The organism is Pontibacillus salipaludis (assembly GCF_014642405.1).
Lineage (GTDB): Bacteria > Bacillota > Bacilli > Bacillales > BH030062 > Pontibacillus > Pontibacillus salipaludis.
This window is the reverse complement of sequence record NZ_BMIN01000022.1, coordinates 13,603-31,287: the sequence shown is the minus strand read 5'-3', so window position 1 is coordinate 31,287 and position 17,685 is coordinate 13,603. Positions and strand designations below refer to the sequence as shown.

Here is a 17,685-nt window from a genome sequence, read left to right as displayed (position 1 = left end):
CACTCTATGAATAAACAACCTAGCTTTCTACTAGCTTTGTTCCCACCAGCAGCACTTATTGCAGCGGCTGCGTACTCCATTCCGAATGAATTAGGAATGTTCCTGCCCTTAATCATCGGAATTGTTGCTACGAGTATCGTTGGAATGATTACAGGAAACTCATGGGACGAGCTACAAGAATATATGAAAACCGGTGTTTCAAGGGCCTTGCCTGCTATCTTCATCCTTTTTATTATCGGCACCATCGTTGGGTCGTGGATGTTAAGCGGCACAATCCCTTCTATTATCTATTACGGATTAGAGTTTATTAAACCGAGTCTATTTCTCCCTACCATTGCCTTAACAACAGGTATTGTGGCCATTACACTCGGAAGTTCATTCACCGCCATTGCAACAGTTGGTGTGGCATTTATGGCCATTGGAGCCGGCATGGGGATACCAGACCCATTTATTGTCGGCGCATTAGTATCAGGTGCATTCTTCGGTGACAAGATTTCACCGCTATCTGATACAACCAACATCGCCCCTGCTATGGTTGGGGTAAACCTCTTTGATCACGTGCGACACATGCTTTGGGATACGATTCCTGCATTCGCCATTAGTTTAATTTTATTCTGGTTCCTTGGTTTAAATGCAGGAGGAGAGGCCGGGCAATCAGAGAAGATCTCCTCCATCATGAATGGCTTAACTGACACGTTTACCATTCACCCATTGCTACTGGCTTTACCAGTCATTACGATTGTCTTAATCGTGAAGCGATTGCCAGCAGTCCCATCTCTTGTGATCGTGAGTGTGACCGGGGGAATCGTTGCCTTCTTCGTTCAAGACAGTTCACTTGCTCAGATTATGGGCGCCATGACCGACGGCTTTGCTCCAAGCACAAGTTCAGAGACATTAAATGCTTTATTCGATCAAGGCGGAGGCGTGACATCCATGCTTCCGACAATCGGCTTAATCATCACTGCAACAGCACTTGGCGGTGTACTTGAAGGAACAGGAATCTTCACAGTTCTATTAAATCGCATCGTCAATACGATCCAATCCACAGGATCACTCGTGTTACGAACAGTTCTCTCAACGCTTGTAGTTGCCTTTACGAGTGGTGAGCAGTATTTATCCGTTATTCTTCCATCTCGCGCCATGGCTGAGGCATACGAGAAACAAGGGATCCATCCTAAGAACTTATCTCGTACTGTTGAAGCAGCGGGTACTGTAGGAATCAACTTGGTTCCATGGGGAGTAACGGCACTGTTTGTCAGCAACATCACAAATGTTAGCCCTTATAGCTTCATACCATTTATCTTCTTTGCTTATCTCGTAATCGGCATCAACCTATTCTACGGGTACACCGGGATCTCTATTACAAAAGCAGACCCTCAAGCAGAACAAGATGAGAAACAAGAAGGGGACAGGTTCCCTGTAGCACGTTAACACGCTACAGGGGGCCTGTCCCCTTTGTTCATCTAGCGGAAGTCATGTAAGTATGTCTTCCATGTTTCTTTAATCATTTTCGTTAAGCCAATGAGAGCAAGAATGTTTGGAATGACCATTAAAGCGTTAAACGTATCAGCCATCTCCCAAACAAAATCAACTTGAACGAGAGCTCCTAATACGATGCAAATTAAAACAATACTACGGTAAAATGGAACACCTTTTTCTCCAAACAGAAACTTCACATTCACTTCTCCGAAATAAGCCCATCCCAGGATCGTCGTAAAAGCAAAGAAAAGTAAACATATCGCGATAAACGGCGTTCCGAATGAGCCCAATCCTCGCGCAAACCCTTCTTGCGTAATCGCACTCGCTTCTAATCCCGATTTATGAGCATCTGTTAACAATACAACCATAGCTGTCAACGTACATATAACGACTGTATCAATAAACACACCAACCATCGCAACTAATCCTTGTTGAGCTGGGTGCTTCACGTTTGCAACAGCATGAGCATGTGGCGTTGAACCCATACCTGCTTCATTTGAAAATAGTCCACGCGCAATTCCATAACGCACAGCTTCTTTAATCGTCGCACCAAGTACACCACCACCCGCAGCTTCTGGGCTAATGGCTGATTGAACGATTAGCCCAAGCGTTGGAATAACCTGATCGGCATGGAGAACTAATATAACAAGGCTCCCGATGATATAAAGCAGCGCCATAACCGGAACAACGTTTCCAGCGAATGTAGAAATCCGGCTAATGCCTCCAAATAAAATAAGCCCAACAAAGAAGGCAATAAGTACGCCTAAAGCTACGTTAAACAATTGAGAATGGTTACCCACCGCTTGGTTCATCGCCACAGTAATCGCATTGGATTGCACCATGTTACCTACAAATCCTAGCGCGAATATAATAGCAATTGCAAAAAAGCCTGCAAGCCAGCGACTACCGAGACCATCTCTTATATAATAAGCAGGACCACCATAGACCTGATCTCCTTTTTTCACTTTATACACTTGCGAAAGTACCGCTTCAGCGAAGATCGTTGCCATGCCAAAGAAAGAACTAATCCACATCCAGAATATCGCCCCAGGACCACCAGCAGCTATTGCCGTTGCCACACCAGCAAGGTTACCCGTACCCACTTGTGCTGAAATGGACGTAGCAAGTGCTTTAAACGAATTAATTCCGTCTTCCTCCTGCTTTTTAAACAATGGGGCAAACGTTCGTTTAAACCCTTCTCCTAAAAAGCGAACTTGAATGAATCTAAGCTGTATCGTTAACCAAACACCTGTCCCAAGTAGGAACAGGAGCATAACGGGGCCCCACAAAAAGCTGTTGATCTGTTCAAATGTTGTTGTTAAAAATTCCACGATGTATTCCTCTCGATCTCTTTTCATTAATCACGCATAATACTATAGAAGAGTATATTACGTGCAAGCGTTTCACAGCAAGACATTTTCCACTGGGGGTAGACAGTAATTTATGGGAGGTGGATTCAAATGAAAAGAGGCCCATTTATAGGGCCTCTTCCTTTATTGATCAAACGTTTGATTAATAGAAAAACGGATAGAACAAACGGCCAATTCCGAAGAATGGGAAGCGATATCTTCTGAAGCGACGGAAGCGTCTTGGGTAACCATATCCATAACCACCATATCCTCCGTAACCACCATATCCGCCATATCCAAACTGGCGCTCATCTGGTGATTCATCATCTTCCTCATCACCCATCGGAACAAGCATGTAGACATTTTCTTTATCTACTTCATCAATAATTCCTTCATATTGAGCACCATCCTGCATTTCAATAACTACAAAGTAATGCATGTGACTGTTCGCTTGATTTTGCTTATCTTTCATACTCATATTTTGAGAAGGCGACATTCCTCCCCCTTGCCCCATACCTTGTTGTGGCATTTGCATTCCGTTACCTTGGCCCATGCCCTGCTGTGGCATTTGCATTCCATTTCCTTGACCCATGCCCTGCTGTGGCATTTGCATTCCATTTCCTTGACCCATGCCCTGCTGTGGCATTTGCATTCCATTTCCTTGACCCATGCCTTGCTGTGGCATTTGCATTCCGTTACCTTGACCCATGCCTTGCTGTGGCATTTGCATATTAAATGGTTGCTGTTGATACACATTTATCTCCCCTTTATGTTTCTTAAGTCGATGTTAGTGTATTCTTTTGACTGGGTGAATGTGACACTTTACTGCGACTGATCCATCAAATCAGTACGGTAGAGTTTGTCGTCATCAGGTTCCGGTGTGCCCCTTCCATCCGTATTATTCGTTACAAAGTACAGAGTATTTTCTTCTATCATCAAATCGCGAACACGACCTACTCCATCCTTATATATACGAGACGTCCCTTTCTTTAAATCAAATTCTCTTATCTGCTCTCCTCGCAAACCAGCCATATAGAGCTTTTCGTTATTATATCTCAAGCCTGAAGGAGCCCAAGTGTCTTTACCGGAGTGAAATAAGGGTTTCTCCATACCAGCTTTCTGTTCATCTCCACGGATCACAGGCCAGCCATAGTTTGAACCTTTTTTAATTAAATTAATTTCATCATAAGCTCTAGAGCCATGTTCAGCTGCATACATCGTACCATCCTCAGCCCACGTCATTCCTTGGGGATTACGATGACCGTAACTGTAAATGTACGAGTTAGCAAAAGGGTTATCTGAAGGGATTGAACCATCAAGATTCATACGCAAAATTTTACCCGCAAGGCTATTTCGATCCTGCGCACTACTCTCATTCGCAGCGTCACCTGTAGAAATATAAAGAAGCTGATCGGGCCCAATTTCCAAGCGTCCCCCATTATGAATATTGCTACCTGGAATTCGGTTAATAAGAACATCCTGCTCCCTCCAAGCATGATCCTCAAGCTTCACCGTAATCACTCGATTAAATCGCCCCTGAGCTTCATACGTATGGTACAGAAACGCTAAACGGTTGTTATCGAAATCAGGATGAAGCACAAAACCAAGCAAACCACCTTCTCCTTGTTGAACGACTTGCTTCTCTAAACGAAGAGGCATCTCTTCTTTCGTTCCATCTCCTAGGACTTTTACGATCGTTCCGCTACGCTCACTAATATAAAATGAATCCCCCACTTTATTGATATCCCAAGGTACATCCAGATTCTTTGCAATAACCTCTCCCCTGTCCGTTTGATCCTTCGTAACAGGTTCAGCTTCCTGGTTTTTCTCTCCTGCCTGACACGCAACTAATGATAGAGCAAATATACCAACTACTATGTATTTCATCTGATCGATCCCTTCCGTTCTTTTACTTACACGTTTCCCCATAATGGAACGAATTAGACCCTCTATCTCCAGACTTTCATAAACTACAAAAACGACCAGAGCCTATTCTCTGGTCGTTTCGATCGTAAAAATGTAATCTATTCAAACGTACCCTTAACAACAGCTTCTTTCCCCTCAACCATAAGCCTTCCAAGGGCAAATACTGTATCCACTTGAAGGTCTTCATCAAGTATGACAAGATCCGCATCTTTCCCTTTTGACAGCTCTCCTTTATGAGTAAGCTTTAGAATGTGAGCTGGATTACTCGTAACCGTTTGGATGGCCACTTCTAGCTCCACGCCTTCTTCTATCACCGCTTCCCTCACAGCTTTATATAGCGTATCGACTTTCCCTAACTTCAAGCCAATAAAGTCTCCCTTTTCGTCAAAATCAGGTAAACTTGCCTGGCCATCTGAAGTAAACGTGATTTGCTCTACAGGTACACCCGCCTCAAGCATCCTTTTTAGCGCGCGGCCACATTTTACTTCACCTTCTTCAAGAAACTTCGGAATGGTACTTGTAGTAAAATCAACATAACCGCCTTTTAACGCGTATTGAATACCTGCTTCAAAAAGTAGCGGATTCCGGTTCATATGGGTCGGGTAAAACTGTTTAATCGGGATATCTGTTCCATCGGCAATCTCTTCAAGGATCGAAACCCCATCCGCACTATCACCGACGTGAACATTTACAATCCCCGCTTTACCAGAGAGAATTCCACCTACACGAGCCTGTGAAGCAATTTTCGCCAATTCCTCAACAGTTGGTTGGGAAGAGCGGTGATCGGCTATTGCAATTTCGCCCGCCCCAATAATAAGGTCAATTAAAATAAGGTCATCCTCGATCTTACCCGTTAACGTCTTCACAGGAACCTGATAAGAACCTGTATGAGCATAGCAACTGATGCCTTCCTCTCGCAAAGCTCTCGCCTTGGCAACAAGGTTCGTCATTGTCCGGGTGGTTCCATCTGTCCCTAGCACACCTACAAGAGTCGTGACTCCACTAAGCGTAGCGTCTGTTAACTGAAGTTCTGGCGTTCGAGTCTTATAGCTACCCTCTCCACCTCCTCCTGTAATGTGTACATGGGAATCAATAAAACCAGGAACGATTCTTTTACCAGTTGCATCAATGACTTTAATATCCACAAAGTTCTCCGGAACCGGTATCGAATCTCTGATCGCTCCAATTTTTTGATCTACGAGTAATATGTCTTTTTTTCCTATATAACGTGGCGCATATACATCACCATTCTGAATAAGGGTTAGCATAGATTCTCACACCTTTCCTGCTGTCTACACAAAGTTAAGTAAAGAAGCCCCGATCACGAACAAGGACCCTCCAATAAATAATACGACGAAGAACTTAATAACAAACTTAAACCAAGTCCCCCATTCTAATCTTGCCGCCCCTAATGACCCCATAAGAGCCGCAGATGTTGGGACAATAATATTCGCAAAGCCGTCTCCTAGTTGGAATGCGAGGACAGCCACTTGCTTTGTTACACCTGCAAGTTCAGCAAGTGGTGCCATAAGCGGCATGGTTAAAGCAGCCTGCCCAGAACCAGACACGACAAAGAAGTTGAACACGGTTTGGAACACATACATAAACCAAGCTGAAATAGCCGGAGTCACACCATCAAAGAGCTGTCCCGCCCCATATAACACAGTATTTAAAATAGAAGGTTCGGCAGGATTGTCTCCACCTAATATAATCACGATCCCTTGTGCCATTCCTACAACCAATGCTGCTGGCAGTAAATCTTTTGCCCCACTCGCAAAAGCATCGGCAATATCGTTAACACGCATGTTATTTAATTTAAAGAGGACTCCAATAATACCTGCCACAAGCCCCATCGTGAAGAACTGACTTGCGATCTCAGGAATATAGTAAGCATGCTCAACAACGCCCCAAATAATCCATGCAATACCCGCTAACACGGTTAATAGGACGAGAACGTGTCCCGTTTTAAAATGGACATCCAGATCATTCGACTTAAAGTCTTCCCTAAAATACTCATCAGATTGATACGATAGTGAACGAGTTGGCTGCTTCCGAATCTTATTCGCATACCACCATGTATAAGCAATTCCTAACAGCGTGAAGAATGCCCACATCGCAATTCGAAAAGGTGCACCAGAGAATACCGGAACTCCTGCTACCCCTTGAGCAATAGCTACTCCAAAAGGATTCATCCACGAAGTTGCAAATCCAATTTGAGTGGCCACATACGTAATCATAACCCCTGTAATGGCATCATAACCAAGTGCAACAACTAAAGGAACGAGGATCATTGCAAAAGCAATCGCTTCTTCCCCCATACCAAATACTGCTCCACCTAAAGAAAAGAGAAAGAATAAGATTGGTATAATAAGCCCTTCTTTTCCTTTTGTTTTATCAATAACAGAAAGGATGCCCTCTTCAATCGCACGGGTACGTATAATTATTCCAAAAGCACCACCAACAATGATAATAAAAGCGATAACCCCTACAGCAGATCCCCATTTACTCCCTGAAACGAGTCCTTCAAAGACGTAGTTCAAGAAACCAGCGCCCCCTCCAGATTCAAACAAACTCGTTCCTTCCTGCTCGCCTTCAACATAACTGAAGCTATCTGGAATAAGGACCGTTTCGGTTTGCGTTTCTCCACCTTTCTCATACGTTACCTCTTTCGTCTCGAATACACCAGCCGGAACCACATATGTCAGAACAGCTGCCAATACAACCACAAAAAAGATAATAACGTACGTATGAGGAACCGTTATCCCTTTCTTCGGTTCTCTTTGGTCTTTCTCCATTTTAATTCCTCCCTGTAATAGTCTTATCTTGAATAGATGCAAAAATCATGCCAAATTAAAAATCTGAATTTTCTGGTCTCTGTGGGTTCGGAATCTCTTATTTCATTGTTTCAGGGTGTTATAATGAAACCAACAACAACCTAAAAAGGAGAATTCAATGAGAAAACAAGAGCTTGTCTTATTAGCTGGGACAATAGAAACGCAAAATACGCTTCAGGAACAGCTAAACGATATCCTTGGAGAATTTATCACCATTCATAGCTACGCCTCAGAAGATTGGCTACCAGATACACTGACAGATCAACTTGTAATCTATTCATCTGCTATCATAGAAAAAGAAGTTCACCACGTAGTTGGAAAAGGGTGTAAAGTCATCGTAGCTCGCCGTACCACAAACTATGAATATATCGACCAACTCTTCGAACTCCCACAAGGAGAGAGAGTTTTATACGTAAATGACTTCCCCCAAACTGCAGAAGAATCAATTAAGACGCTTCAAAAAATTGGCATACAACACATCCACTACGTCCCTTATTATCCTGGCAAAACACTTACTCCTGATCAGCAAACCATCAAAACAGCCATTACACCAGGTGAAATTCATTTAATCCCTGACTCAGTTACACAGAAGATCAACATCGGAGTTCGTCTGATCGATATTACCACTCTTATGGAGATTCTTGAGCACTTTAACCTAAAAGAAGCTTTAGGTGGAGAGATTTCCGATCGTTATACAAGAAAAATCATCGAACTTAGTCACCGTCTATCTCTTATGAACCAGCAGACTACATTATTAAATCAACATTTAAAACATGTGGTGGATGGAGTGAACGACGGCGTCGTAGCGTTTGATTCAAGAGGAAAGATTACTGTATTTAATCAAGTGGCTGAACAGTATATCGGCGTTTCTTCCGTTCATGCCATTCACAAACACATTCAATCTATTTTTAAACAAGACTCTCTTCAATCGTTTATTTTTCAAAACGATGAAACGAGCCGTTACTTTACCATTAACGGAATGAACTTAATGGTTTATCGCTTCCATTTAAATGAAGAAGATACGACCGTTATTATTTTCAAGAATACAGACGAGACCATCTCTATGCAAAAAGCAGCCCGTCACGACCTCCTCCAAAAGGGTTATATCGCTAAGTATACGTTTGAAGACATCACCGGGAATAGCCCAATCGTTCAAAAAACAAAACAAATCGCCAACCGCCTCGCTCAAACGGAACTCCCTGTCCTCATCCAAGGAGAAAGCGGAACAGGGAAGGAACTTTATGCAAATGCGATCCACAACGTTTCATCTAGAAACTATCAACCTTTTTTGGCGGTTAACTTTAGCGCCTTACCTGAAGACTTGCTAGAGAGTGAACTATTTGGATACGAGGAAGGAGCTTTCACAGGTGCTAAAAAGGGAGGAAAAATGGGGTTATTTGAACAAGCAGATGGGGGCACAATTTTCCTTGATGAGATTGGCGATGTCAGCGTGAAGATGCAAGCAAGACTTCTACGTGTCATTCAAGAGATGGAGATCCGCCGTATAGGAGGAAATAAAAATATTCCCATCGATGTCCGCATTGTGGCTGCAACAAACAAAGACCTCCTCAAACTTATTGAGAAAGGAGACTTCAGAGAGGACCTCTATCATAGGTTAAAAGTGTTAACGTTATCTTTGCCAGCGTTACGAGAGCGAGCTGAAGATATCCCCACACTCGCGACCACGTTTACCAAAGAACAAACGCATGAAGAGATCCACATCTCGTCTACAGTTATGAATCAATTAAAGATGAATCCATGGAACGGCAATATTCGCGAACTAAAAAATACAATCTCCTATATGCTCGCCGTCCGTGAATCCAACGAATTAAAGAAAGAGGATCTACCAAACCCTGTATCTTATCAACCCGGAACTACGCATCCCATAGCCGAAGAAGATATTATAGAAAAGCAAGAGCAACTCGAGCTCCTACAAGTAATCTACAATCTCAACCAACATCAAGGCAGAGCAAGTCGGAGTAAAATCACCCAACGAACACCTCTATCTGAGCAACAGGTTCGATTGAGACTTCAGAAGCTACAAGAAAAAGGTTACATACAAGTTGGAAGAGGCCGCTCAGGAACAGCCATTACCGACGCCGGCGTGAGGTTTGTACAAAATCAACCCTTGTAACAAAAAGATAAATCCCCCAAGCACTGACCCAATGCTTGGGGGATCTTTTTAGAATCTCACTATTATAGCAATGCTCTGTTATGGGACCGTTCCGTTTATTGAGTGGTTGGGGGCGTCTGGGGAACGACTCGCTTTCCGCGGGCGAGTTGTCGAGCCTCCTCGTTCGCTTGCGCTCTCTGTGGGGTCTCGTCGATCTCTTTCTCCCGCAGGAGTCTCCCCGTTCCCCAGACACCCCTTATCAGAATTTGTATAACGTCCCTCAGTTCGAGCATGGCAGTACTTCAACAACCTACCTCCCTCTAATGTGGCATGCTTCCGTTCCTCTAAATATGGCAAAGGGGGTTCGGGAAATTGCGAGACTCCTGCGGCAGTAGGAGCCTAGGGGAGACCCCGCAGTGAGCGGAGCGAACGAGGAGGCTTCCCAGCTCGCCGCGGAAAGCGAGTGATTTCCCGAACCACCTTATTCTCAATTTGAGCAAACGGAAGCATTCTCTCAACTTCAAGTCTTCCGCATAAGGGGCTATTATGGGAAAAAGCAAACCAAAAATAAACATGAACAGAGCCTATGGCAAAAAAAATCGGAACCCCTAAAAGGTGCTCCGATTTTTTAATCTGAATGCAAGACTGGTAATGTAATCGTCACTGTTGTACCATCATCGATTTTGCTTTTGTATCGGATCGTCCCACCTAAGCTCTCAACGAATTTAGTGGTGACCATCATCCCAAGACCTGTTCCCTTTTCTTTTGTGGTGAAGAATGGTTCACCAATTCTTTTGATTTTTTCTGGCTCAATCCCTTTTCCGCTATCGGATATGTGAATGACAACATCATCCATATCAGCTTTATACATTCCGACTACTGTAAGATCACCAGGGCCTTCCATGGCTTCAATTGCATTTTTTACGACGTTAATAAAGATTTGTTTTAGCCGCTTTGGATCTGAAGGAAGGTCTGGTATGGCTGCATCAAAGTCTGTGGTCACTTTAATCCCACCTTGGCGACATTGAGCTCGAAATAAGGCAAGAACATAATGGATAATATCAATAAGATTTGTATCTACAAGCTCAACTTCCTGTTCCGGTTTGGCTAACAACATAAATTCATTCACAATCGCTTCAATACGCGATAATTCAGAGAATACGATGTCCCCATATTGTCCATTACTGGCTTCTCCAGACATCATCAATTGTAAAAAACCTTTAATAGACGTGAGAGGATTCTTAATCTCATGCGCAATTCCTGCAGCAACCCTTGTAATCGTCTCAAACTGCTCAGACCGAGCGATAAGTTCATCTTTTTCTTTAATATCCGTGATATCTTCATGAACCCCAACAATCATGACTTTTTCAGCCTTCTCTAAAGGGTAGCCCTTTGTACGGATCCACTTCCACACCCCTGGCTCATATTCAAAGCGATATTCACAAGCAACCTTGTCAGATCTCATTTGGCGGAAAGACCTTACAACTCGATCCCTGTCACCCACATGAATGTGATCCATCCATATATTATAATCTCTCTCAACCACTGCTATAGAAATACCAAATATGGATTCGAAGGTCGGACTCATATACTCCCACGTTTCAAAGTTGGGAGACAACACCCAAAATGCTTCGTTTATGTTGTCGGCAAGCAAAGAAAAACGTTCCTCTGTTTCTTGCAAGGCATGAATATAACTATTCACCTCTGTAATATCTTGAATAAATACAGTAAGTTCGTTATTAGAAGGATAAGCGGTAACATCAACCACCTTCCCTCTCCCATAAAGATAATCCTGAAATTTCACAACTTGATTGTGCTGAAAAGCTTCTTTGTAATGTAAATAGTAGTTATGATAAAGATCTTCAGGAAAGACTTCCCATAGATTGCGGTTACACAATGTTTCTGAAGAGCTACCGAGCATTTCTTCAAGAGTAGGATTAATGTACAAGAGCTCCCAGTCTCTACTGATGACTGCAAATCCATGAGGAATATGCTCAACAACTTCTTTCAAACGATTGTATACAACCGGACTTCCATTCGGCTTTTCAAGCAACTGTTCTAAACTTTTAGAGGTTAAGATTTGATGATTCATTTGTTCATCAATTAATGAAAGCCACGTCATGAAATGATCAACAGATTGCGAAGTAGGAATAGTTCCTAATTGGCTATCAAGTCGGTGATTCGCATTGACTTGCTTAATCAAAGGTGACTGACCTGTAACCATAATCCTGTTAGCAGAGAGCCTCTTCATAACCCCTTCTACACGAACACCATCAGAATTTGTCATAACAATACTCACAGGAGTATTAATATCACCCTCTTCAAGTGCGCTAATCCCTGCTTCATCAAACATAGCTAGTAACGCCTCACGGTCTATCACCGATCCACCTAACTTGAACAACTCCATAAATTCCTTATTAGTTCGTACCTCATCTTTCCCCTCAGTCAATAGACATAGCCAATTCCCCGATACACTAAACATTTCCAAGCACTCGTCTATGAGAAAGTGCTCTTCAACCTTTTCAGTTTGAACCACACACATCCCTCTCTTTTCCTTGACCGCGTAGTTCTTTCACATCAAGTTCACGTATAATAGTACTCTCATCATATACTAAATAAGTAAAAGTTTGTATAGATTCGAGGGTATTTTCGGTTATTCGCTACTATTCGACAAAAACCTCAAAACAGGCTCTGTTGATTTTTACTTGTTTCATATAAAGCTCCTTATATGAAAATGTAACACCCGAAGCTGAGATACTTTAGCTGAAAGGGACCGTTATGTTTGATGAGTGGTTGGGTTTAAAGAGGTAAACGGCCCCGCAGTCTCATCAGGAGAATTGATCACACTTTATATGGCATGTTTCCGTTACACCATATATGGCAAAGGCGGGCCTGGAAACTGCGAGACTCCCGTGGGCAGAAGAGCCTAGGTGAGACCCCGGAGCCCGGCTCTGCCGGGTGAGGAGGCTCACCAGCTCCCCACAGGAAAGCGAGTGGTTTCCAGGCCCACCTTAGACTCAATTAAAGCAAACGGAAACATTCTCCTAACTTCGAGTCTTCCATATTTCCGCTCTATTCTTGAAGAGAGAGCAAAAAAAGACCAACAAAGGTAAAACCTTAGTTGGTCATATTACTATGGAAGGACCTCCAGAAGGACCCATTATAATCAATAAGTTCGCTTATGCGCTCAAACGGAATTTCAAATGTAGGGAAGCCTGCTACATAAGGGGCGATCTCATAAGGAGCATAATACACAAACAAAGATGTATCGTTCACATAAAATGGCTGATCTGCATCCACTTTCACATCTACATCGTCAAAATAATAAGAGTCAGTCTGTTCTTTTATCTGCTCATTGACTAGCTTTGTTAACACCTCCGTATAAGGGCTGCCTTCTTTAAAGAGGTCCGACAGTTGATAGAATGTACCATCAACGAGGTTCAGGTTGGCATGCAGTTTTGTCGGCATTGGATGAGCAGCTCCAAAATAATATTGGGAGCCGTTTAACTCGATGACAACAAGATCTTTATGGAAGTAATCAATTGCAAAATCACCAAAATAACTATAATCGAGCTTCTCTTCTTTTGGGATTTCCTTAACCTGTGACATCTCTTGTAACGTTTCATTCACTTCTTTTTGTATCTCCGTATCATCCATTCCTCTTACGACAGGGTAATAGACGAGATAATCGTTATTGGGTTTGTACTTCATCTTCAAAACTCGAAACTGGTTATTCAGTCGGATCGTCCTCTTTGGCCTCCAAATCACTTCCCCTTCTTGTGTTAAATAGAGAAGTTCATAGTCAATTGTAGCTTTGATTAGAGGACCTTGTAACGAGAGGGTGCCCTGCCCCGGCAAGACGGGTTTGTTTTGCGCTATGTTTCCTTTTCGATTGAGGAAAAATGTATTCTCATCATCATGAGCGGATGCCAATCCTTTCTCATAATCCAATACATTTTGATAACGAAATGGAGATAAAAGGTCTCCATTTACATCCCCAATGGCATATTTACTCCCAAGATACGGTTGCTCAGGTACAATTGCTTTGCCTATCGCAATCCTCTTTTCCCCCAACCGATTGATATCATCATAAATAGGCTGTAAAATTTGTTTGCCCTTTGGATCAATTAGACCATACCGGAAGATATAATCTTCAGCTACAGTTACAACAGCACGGCCTTCTTTAAAAGCCTGCACGTAATCGTAAGAAGGTTCAATGACCACTCGACCTCTTTCGTTAATGTAACCGTATTTTCCACCCTTATCTTGTTGGAAGGCTAGCATCCCCTCGCCATAATTCCCAACATAAGGGTAATCATAGGTTTGAAAAATATTGCCATCTCGGTTAATTAAAGCGTACTGATTCTCCTTCACCTGCACAACTGCCCTAGCATCCTTAAATGGATCACCAGACAAGTATTGAGCAGGAATTGCTTCTTGACCCTGATTATTTAAATAACCATAATACGTCGTTCCCTCTTTCTCTTCACTGAATAAGGCTAAACCATTTTGGTACGCCCCGATGTATGAATAGGGTTTAGGTGTAAGGATCGTCCCTTTCTCATTAATAACCTGAAATCCATTATTTCTAGAGACAGTGGCTCGCCCTTCACTGAATTCAGTAATGAATTCATAGATGGGTTCAACAACATAATCGCCTTTTATATTAATAACTCCACTTCTCTGATCCACTTCCACTACTGCTAAGCCATTATTCTGAAAATCCCGTGCATATGAATACTTAGGCGGTATTTTAATATCGCCTTTACGATCAATATACCCCCACTTTTCACCGTTATCCGTTTGAACCAATACCGGAAATCGCTTAATAGACATAGTAGCCCGGCCCCCTAACTGAACACGTTTATATTAGTTTATTCGCCCATTTGCATAATGTGCTTAGACTGTCGTAAAAGTTAGCTACACAACATATAGTGACAAAAAGGAGGAGATCGAGATCGCAGATATAAAAGTTAGAGACAACGGGCCATTGTTTGTAACAGGGGACTTTACACTTAAAGATGCGACAGGGAAAGAATTTACCACGAAGAAAGGGTGCTCCCTGTGCAGGTGTGGATTATCTAGTAACAAACCTTTTTGCGACGGAGCACATAAAGGCGTATTTCAAGACGAATCCCGTGCCAACAAATAGGGTTCAGCTATATAGAAATCATATTGCCCACAAAAAGCGGCCTTTCTTATATTAAGAAAGGCCGCTTTTATTAAGAGACTTCATTTACCTTAAATAAAGCATCGACTTTTTGGGCGAGTTCCGAGATGAATCGGTTCACATCTGACGGAACAGTTTGTTGACTCTTCCATTCTACTTCTCTGCTATTCATCATTTTGGGGCGGCTCGATACAAATACCCAGCCAACGTTCCCTTTCTTTACAAAGGCTGTCCATAACCATTCCTCACGTTCCCCAACACTAACGCCAACGAGCTTGTGTTCCGCTCTTTGATTGCCACTGCGCTCAATCCGTTTCAGTTGATGCTTCACGCCTGCCACTCCTCGCCTTTTTTCTATCAGTATGAACGAATAGAGCCTAAAACATACTTGACGTAGGAGCGCTGATTTACTTACTGATTAGATTGAGAATAGTAGACTTCTTCAAATGGTTGAACGATCACAAAGCCTTCACCAGAGAACTTCATTTGAATAGACTCTCCACTTCCACGTCCAAAGAAGCTCTTCAACGTAACATCGGTTTTAAACTCAGGCTGCAAATGTCCAGACCAGGCCACCGTGGCGTTAGGGTCCGTCATAACAGGTTGATCCGGTGTGACTAAAAGGGTTAATGGCTCGTAGTGAGAGGTTATGGCTACAAGTCCCTGACCTTCTAATCGAATATTAAAAAGCCCTCCAGACATCATGCCAGCCACCTTTTTCATCAACTTAATATCCCAGTCGATTCCAGGTTCAAAAGCAAGAAGGTCATTGCCATTCACCGTGATGGCTTCATTATTCAGATGAAGGATGGTAATCTTCTTTCCTTGATCAGCTAAATAAAGCTTCCCATTACCATCTGCCTTCATAAGAGAAGCACCTTCTCCTGAGAAAGCTTTCTTAAACATCTTCCCGATCCCATGTTCAAGGATGCCTTCGCGTTCAAATCGAATCGATCCATTATAGGAAATCATTGAACCCATCTTCGCCCACACATCACCATTTAAATTAACCTCAAGCATGCGAGGGGTTTCTAACTCAAAGTAATCATTCTCCGATTCATCCTGTTTTGTCTGCCGAATAAATTCATCAATTGAATAGTTCTGTTTCATAGCTCTCCCTCTCCTCTAATAAGTATAAACTCCAGGCCCGTTGGCAGAGTTAAAATAAAGCTGTCCCACCTTTGTTTTATGAGACAGCTTTGGTAATTATGAATCGTATGATGTTTGTTCCTGAATACTGCCATCTTTCTTATGAATGATGACTTTCGTTCCTTTGTTTTGAGCGATGTCTTTAGCACGGTCAATAGCATCTTTCTTCTTTTCAAACACGTCTGAAGGCTTTTTAGCCTGCTCTGTTTGAACGGCCCACCCGTCTTCATGAGCTACAACATGCTCCCCTTTTTCAAGAAGTTCAGGGCGAGGATCAGACTGCTTGTCTTGATCATCACGACTCTTTAAATCCTGATCACTCATCTGTTTCACCTGATTAACTTCTTTCTCACTCGCATTGTCATACCATTCTTTCGCTTGTTCCGTGGCAATTGGAATAGCTCGGTCTTCGTCATAACCATCATCTAACATCGCATTAGCTATATCAATTGCTTTCTTTCTTACTGGTGTGTCTAAATTCTTTAATGAACTTGGATAATCATTTGTATCCCAAGGCATATCGCCCCACCTCCGGTAACCTTTTTCTTACAAATTACCGCATTACGAGGAAATGTAAACCTATTTCAAACGACCGTAACCACTCACGAACTGCTTCGCTTCCTCAAGACTAGCCGTCTCGAAAACCAATGCTTTCCACGGTAAATCAGTTTGAGTTACCGCGTGAATCTTATGCTCGAAGAACAGGTAGTACGGCTCCTGTTCCTTGTTATAGCTAGTGTTTCGGAGAAGCCCCTCCCACGTTTCCTCATAGTGATCCCCGTACTGATCAACTCTACAAAGAATATGGCCAGGCTCAAACCACGAATACTTCTCAGAAAGATCTTTCAAAGGCTGAAACGATTCTTCAAATTGCTTTTCATCTTCTATTTCCATAACGATATAATGGCTAATGATGGACATGTGTCCCTCTTCCTCAACCTCTTCTCTCTTTCGATCAGTACGAATTATCATATACGCTAAGAAAAGGGCTACCACCGCAAAAAGCGCGTAAATCATGCTGGATCAATCCTCTCTTCATTATCTTCGTGACACCTTCTAGTATTTCCTCTTTCAACCTAGAGTTTACCTAGCTTTCACAGAGGAATCCTCAATCACCTTCTATTTTATTAATATTTTATCATGGATGTGTGTTGAAGAAGAAAAGATAAAGGTAGGCTTCATTACTCAGTAATTCGAATTTCTCGAATAAAAAAGCCTCGTCCATTCTCAACAGGAATGAACGAGGCTTTTCAATTATTCGTTAATAAGACGATTCAACTTCGCAAGCTGCTCTTCAAATTCATCCACAGGTACGAAACGAGCTTTACGGAATTGCTCTTTCCCATCCGCGTAAACCATTACTACAGGTACAGTAAATATAGAAAATTCCCCCGCTATTTCAGGAATTTCATCTGCATCTGCGTGGACAGCCTGAACGGCAGGATACTTCTCTAACACTTCATCAATTTGTGGTAAGAGGGCATGGCACACCGAGCAACCTGGCCTTGAAATATACAAGAGATTCAATCCATCTTGTCCGATCGTTGTATGAATTTCTTCCATTGTTTGAACGTGCTTCATAAGTACACCACCTAACATATAATCAATTACTCGTAGTGTACCACAAGAGAAGGAACGATACCCCCGAATATGCTCACGGGGGTA

15 protein-coding genes are annotated in these 17,685 nt (G+C 42.6%); 3 read left to right on the top strand and 12 right to left on the bottom strand.

What is annotated here, in order from left to right:
• Positions 1 to 6: 6 nt before the first annotated feature.
• Positions 7 to 1,431: a Na+/H+ antiporter NhaC gene (gene nhaC / locus IEW76_RS18265; RefSeq protein ID WP_188655869.1), complete on the top strand. Its 1,425-nt coding sequence runs from the start codon at positions 7 to 9 to the stop codon at positions 1,429 to 1,431.
• 32 nt (positions 1,432 to 1,463) lie between these two features.
• On the opposite strand, the gene IEW76_RS18260 is transcribed toward nhaC, so the two are convergent.
• From IEW76_RS18260 to yfcC, 5 genes are all read right to left on the bottom strand, one after another.
• Entirely contained in the window at positions 1,464 to 2,810 is a 1,347-nt protein-coding gene (locus IEW76_RS18260; RefSeq protein WP_188655868.1) for an alanine/glycine:cation symporter family protein, read from the bottom strand.
• Positions 2,811 to 2,991: 181 nt separating this feature from the next.
• Positions 2,992 to 3,582 (bottom strand): hypothetical protein, encoded by a 591-nt coding sequence (locus IEW76_RS20885; RefSeq protein WP_229721299.1) that lies wholly within the window; start codon positions 3,580 to 3,582, stop codon positions 2,992 to 2,994.
• Positions 3,583 to 3,650: 68 nt separating this feature from the next.
• Positions 3,651 to 4,715 (bottom strand): PQQ-dependent sugar dehydrogenase, encoded by a 1,065-nt coding sequence (locus IEW76_RS18250; RefSeq protein ID WP_188655867.1) that lies wholly within the window; start codon positions 4,713 to 4,715, stop codon positions 3,651 to 3,653.
• A 137-nt stretch (positions 4,716 to 4,852) separates the two neighbouring features.
• Complete coding sequence (iadA, locus tag IEW76_RS18245) at positions 4,853 to 6,022, bottom strand: beta-aspartyl-peptidase (RefSeq protein WP_188655866.1); 1,170 nt, start codon at positions 6,020 to 6,022, stop codon at positions 4,853 to 4,855.
• A 24-nt stretch (positions 6,023 to 6,046) separates the two neighbouring features.
• Positions 6,047 to 7,549: a putative basic amino acid antiporter YfcC gene (gene yfcC, locus IEW76_RS18240; RefSeq protein WP_188655865.1), complete on the bottom strand. Its 1,503-nt coding sequence runs from the start codon at positions 7,547 to 7,549 to the stop codon at positions 6,047 to 6,049.
• A 157-nt stretch (positions 7,550 to 7,706) separates the two neighbouring features.
• On the opposite strand from yfcC, the gene IEW76_RS18235 reads away from it, so the two are divergent.
• Positions 7,707 to 9,722, top strand: a complete 2,016-nt coding sequence (locus IEW76_RS18235) for a sigma 54-interacting transcriptional regulator (protein ID WP_188655864.1) — start codon at positions 7,707 to 7,709, stop codon at positions 9,720 to 9,722.
• Positions 9,723 to 10,329: 607 nt separating this feature from the next.
• Here IEW76_RS18235 and IEW76_RS18230 read toward each other — a convergent pair.
• Both IEW76_RS18230 and IEW76_RS18225 read right to left on the bottom strand, forming a co-directional pair.
• Complete coding sequence (locus tag IEW76_RS18230) at positions 10,330 to 12,237, bottom strand: PAS domain-containing sensor histidine kinase (protein WP_188655863.1); 1,908 nt, start codon at positions 12,235 to 12,237, stop codon at positions 10,330 to 10,332.
• Positions 12,238 to 12,818: 581 nt separating this feature from the next.
• Positions 12,819 to 14,537: a WG repeat-containing protein gene (locus IEW76_RS18225; RefSeq protein WP_188655862.1), complete on the bottom strand. Its 1,719-nt coding sequence runs from the start codon at positions 14,535 to 14,537 to the stop codon at positions 12,819 to 12,821.
• Positions 14,538 to 14,691: 154 nt separating this feature from the next.
• On the opposite strand from IEW76_RS18225, the gene IEW76_RS18220 reads away from it, so the two are divergent.
• Positions 14,692 to 14,853 carry a CDGSH iron-sulfur domain-containing protein gene (locus tag IEW76_RS18220; protein WP_373286018.1) on the top strand — a complete coding sequence of 54 codons (162 nt, stop codon included), beginning with the start codon at positions 14,692 to 14,694 and terminating at the stop codon, positions 14,851 to 14,853.
• Between the two features lie 70 nt (positions 14,854 to 14,923).
• On the opposite strand, the gene IEW76_RS18215 is transcribed toward IEW76_RS18220, so the two are convergent.
• The 5 genes from IEW76_RS18215 to IEW76_RS18195 all read right to left on the bottom strand — a co-directional run bounded on the left by IEW76_RS18215 (position 14,924) and on the right by IEW76_RS18195 (position 17,601).
• A complete protein-coding gene (locus IEW76_RS18215) occupies positions 14,924 to 15,202 on the bottom strand; it encodes a hypothetical protein (protein WP_188655861.1) in 279 nt (92 codons plus the stop codon).
• Between the two features lie 80 nt (positions 15,203 to 15,282).
• A complete protein-coding gene (locus IEW76_RS18210; RefSeq protein ID WP_188655860.1) occupies positions 15,283 to 15,981 on the bottom strand; it encodes an AIM24 family protein in 699 nt (232 codons plus the stop codon).
• 96 nt (positions 15,982 to 16,077) lie between these two features.
• Positions 16,078 to 16,539, bottom strand: coding sequence for a DUF2188 domain-containing protein (locus IEW76_RS18205; RefSeq protein ID WP_188655859.1), 462 nt, complete (start codon positions 16,537 to 16,539; stop codon positions 16,078 to 16,080).
• Positions 16,540 to 16,599: 60 nt separating this feature from the next.
• The gene (locus tag IEW76_RS18200) at positions 16,600 to 17,037 is read right to left on the bottom strand and encodes a hypothetical protein (RefSeq protein ID WP_188655858.1); all 438 of its coding nucleotides are present in this window, start codon (positions 17,035 to 17,037) and stop codon (positions 16,600 to 16,602) included.
• 237 nt (positions 17,038 to 17,274) lie between these two features.
• The gene (locus IEW76_RS18195; protein ID WP_188655857.1) at positions 17,275 to 17,601 is read right to left on the bottom strand and encodes a thioredoxin family protein; all 327 of its coding nucleotides are present in this window, start codon (positions 17,599 to 17,601) and stop codon (positions 17,275 to 17,277) included.
• Between the last annotated feature and the right edge of the window lie 84 nt (positions 17,602 to 17,685).

Coding starts and splice junctions, on each gene's coding strand:
- nhaC (WP_188655869.1), top strand. CDS start 7: ATGAATAAACAACCTAGCTTTCTACTAGCTTTGTTCCCACCAGCAGCA.
- IEW76_RS18250 (WP_188655867.1), bottom strand. CDS start 4,715: ATGAAATACATAGTAGTTGGTATATTTGCTCTATCATTAGTTGCGTGT.
- iadA (WP_188655866.1), bottom strand. CDS start 6,022: ATGCTAACCCTTATTCAGAATGGTGATGTATATGCGCCACGTTATATA.
- yfcC (WP_188655865.1), bottom strand. CDS start 7,549: ATGGAGAAAGACCAAAGAGAACCGAAGAAAGGGATAACGGTTCCTCAT.
- IEW76_RS18235 (WP_188655864.1), top strand. CDS start 7,707: ATGAGAAAACAAGAGCTTGTCTTATTAGCTGGGACAATAGAAACGCAA.
- IEW76_RS18225 (WP_188655862.1), bottom strand. CDS start 14,537: ATGTCTATTAAGCGATTTCCGGTATTGGTTCAAACGGATAACGGTGAA.
- IEW76_RS18210 (WP_188655860.1), bottom strand. CDS start 15,981: ATGAAACAGAACTATTCAATTGATGAATTTATTCGGCAGACAAAACAG.
- IEW76_RS18205 (WP_188655859.1), bottom strand. CDS start 16,539: ATGCCTTGGGATACAAATGATTATCCAAGTTCATTAAAGAATTTAGAC.
- IEW76_RS18200 (WP_188655858.1), bottom strand. CDS start 17,037: ATGATTTACGCGCTTTTTGCGGTGGTAGCCCTTTTCTTAGCGTATATG.
- IEW76_RS18195 (WP_188655857.1), bottom strand. CDS start 17,601: ATGAAGCACGTTCAAACAATGGAAGAAATTCATACAACGATCGGACAA.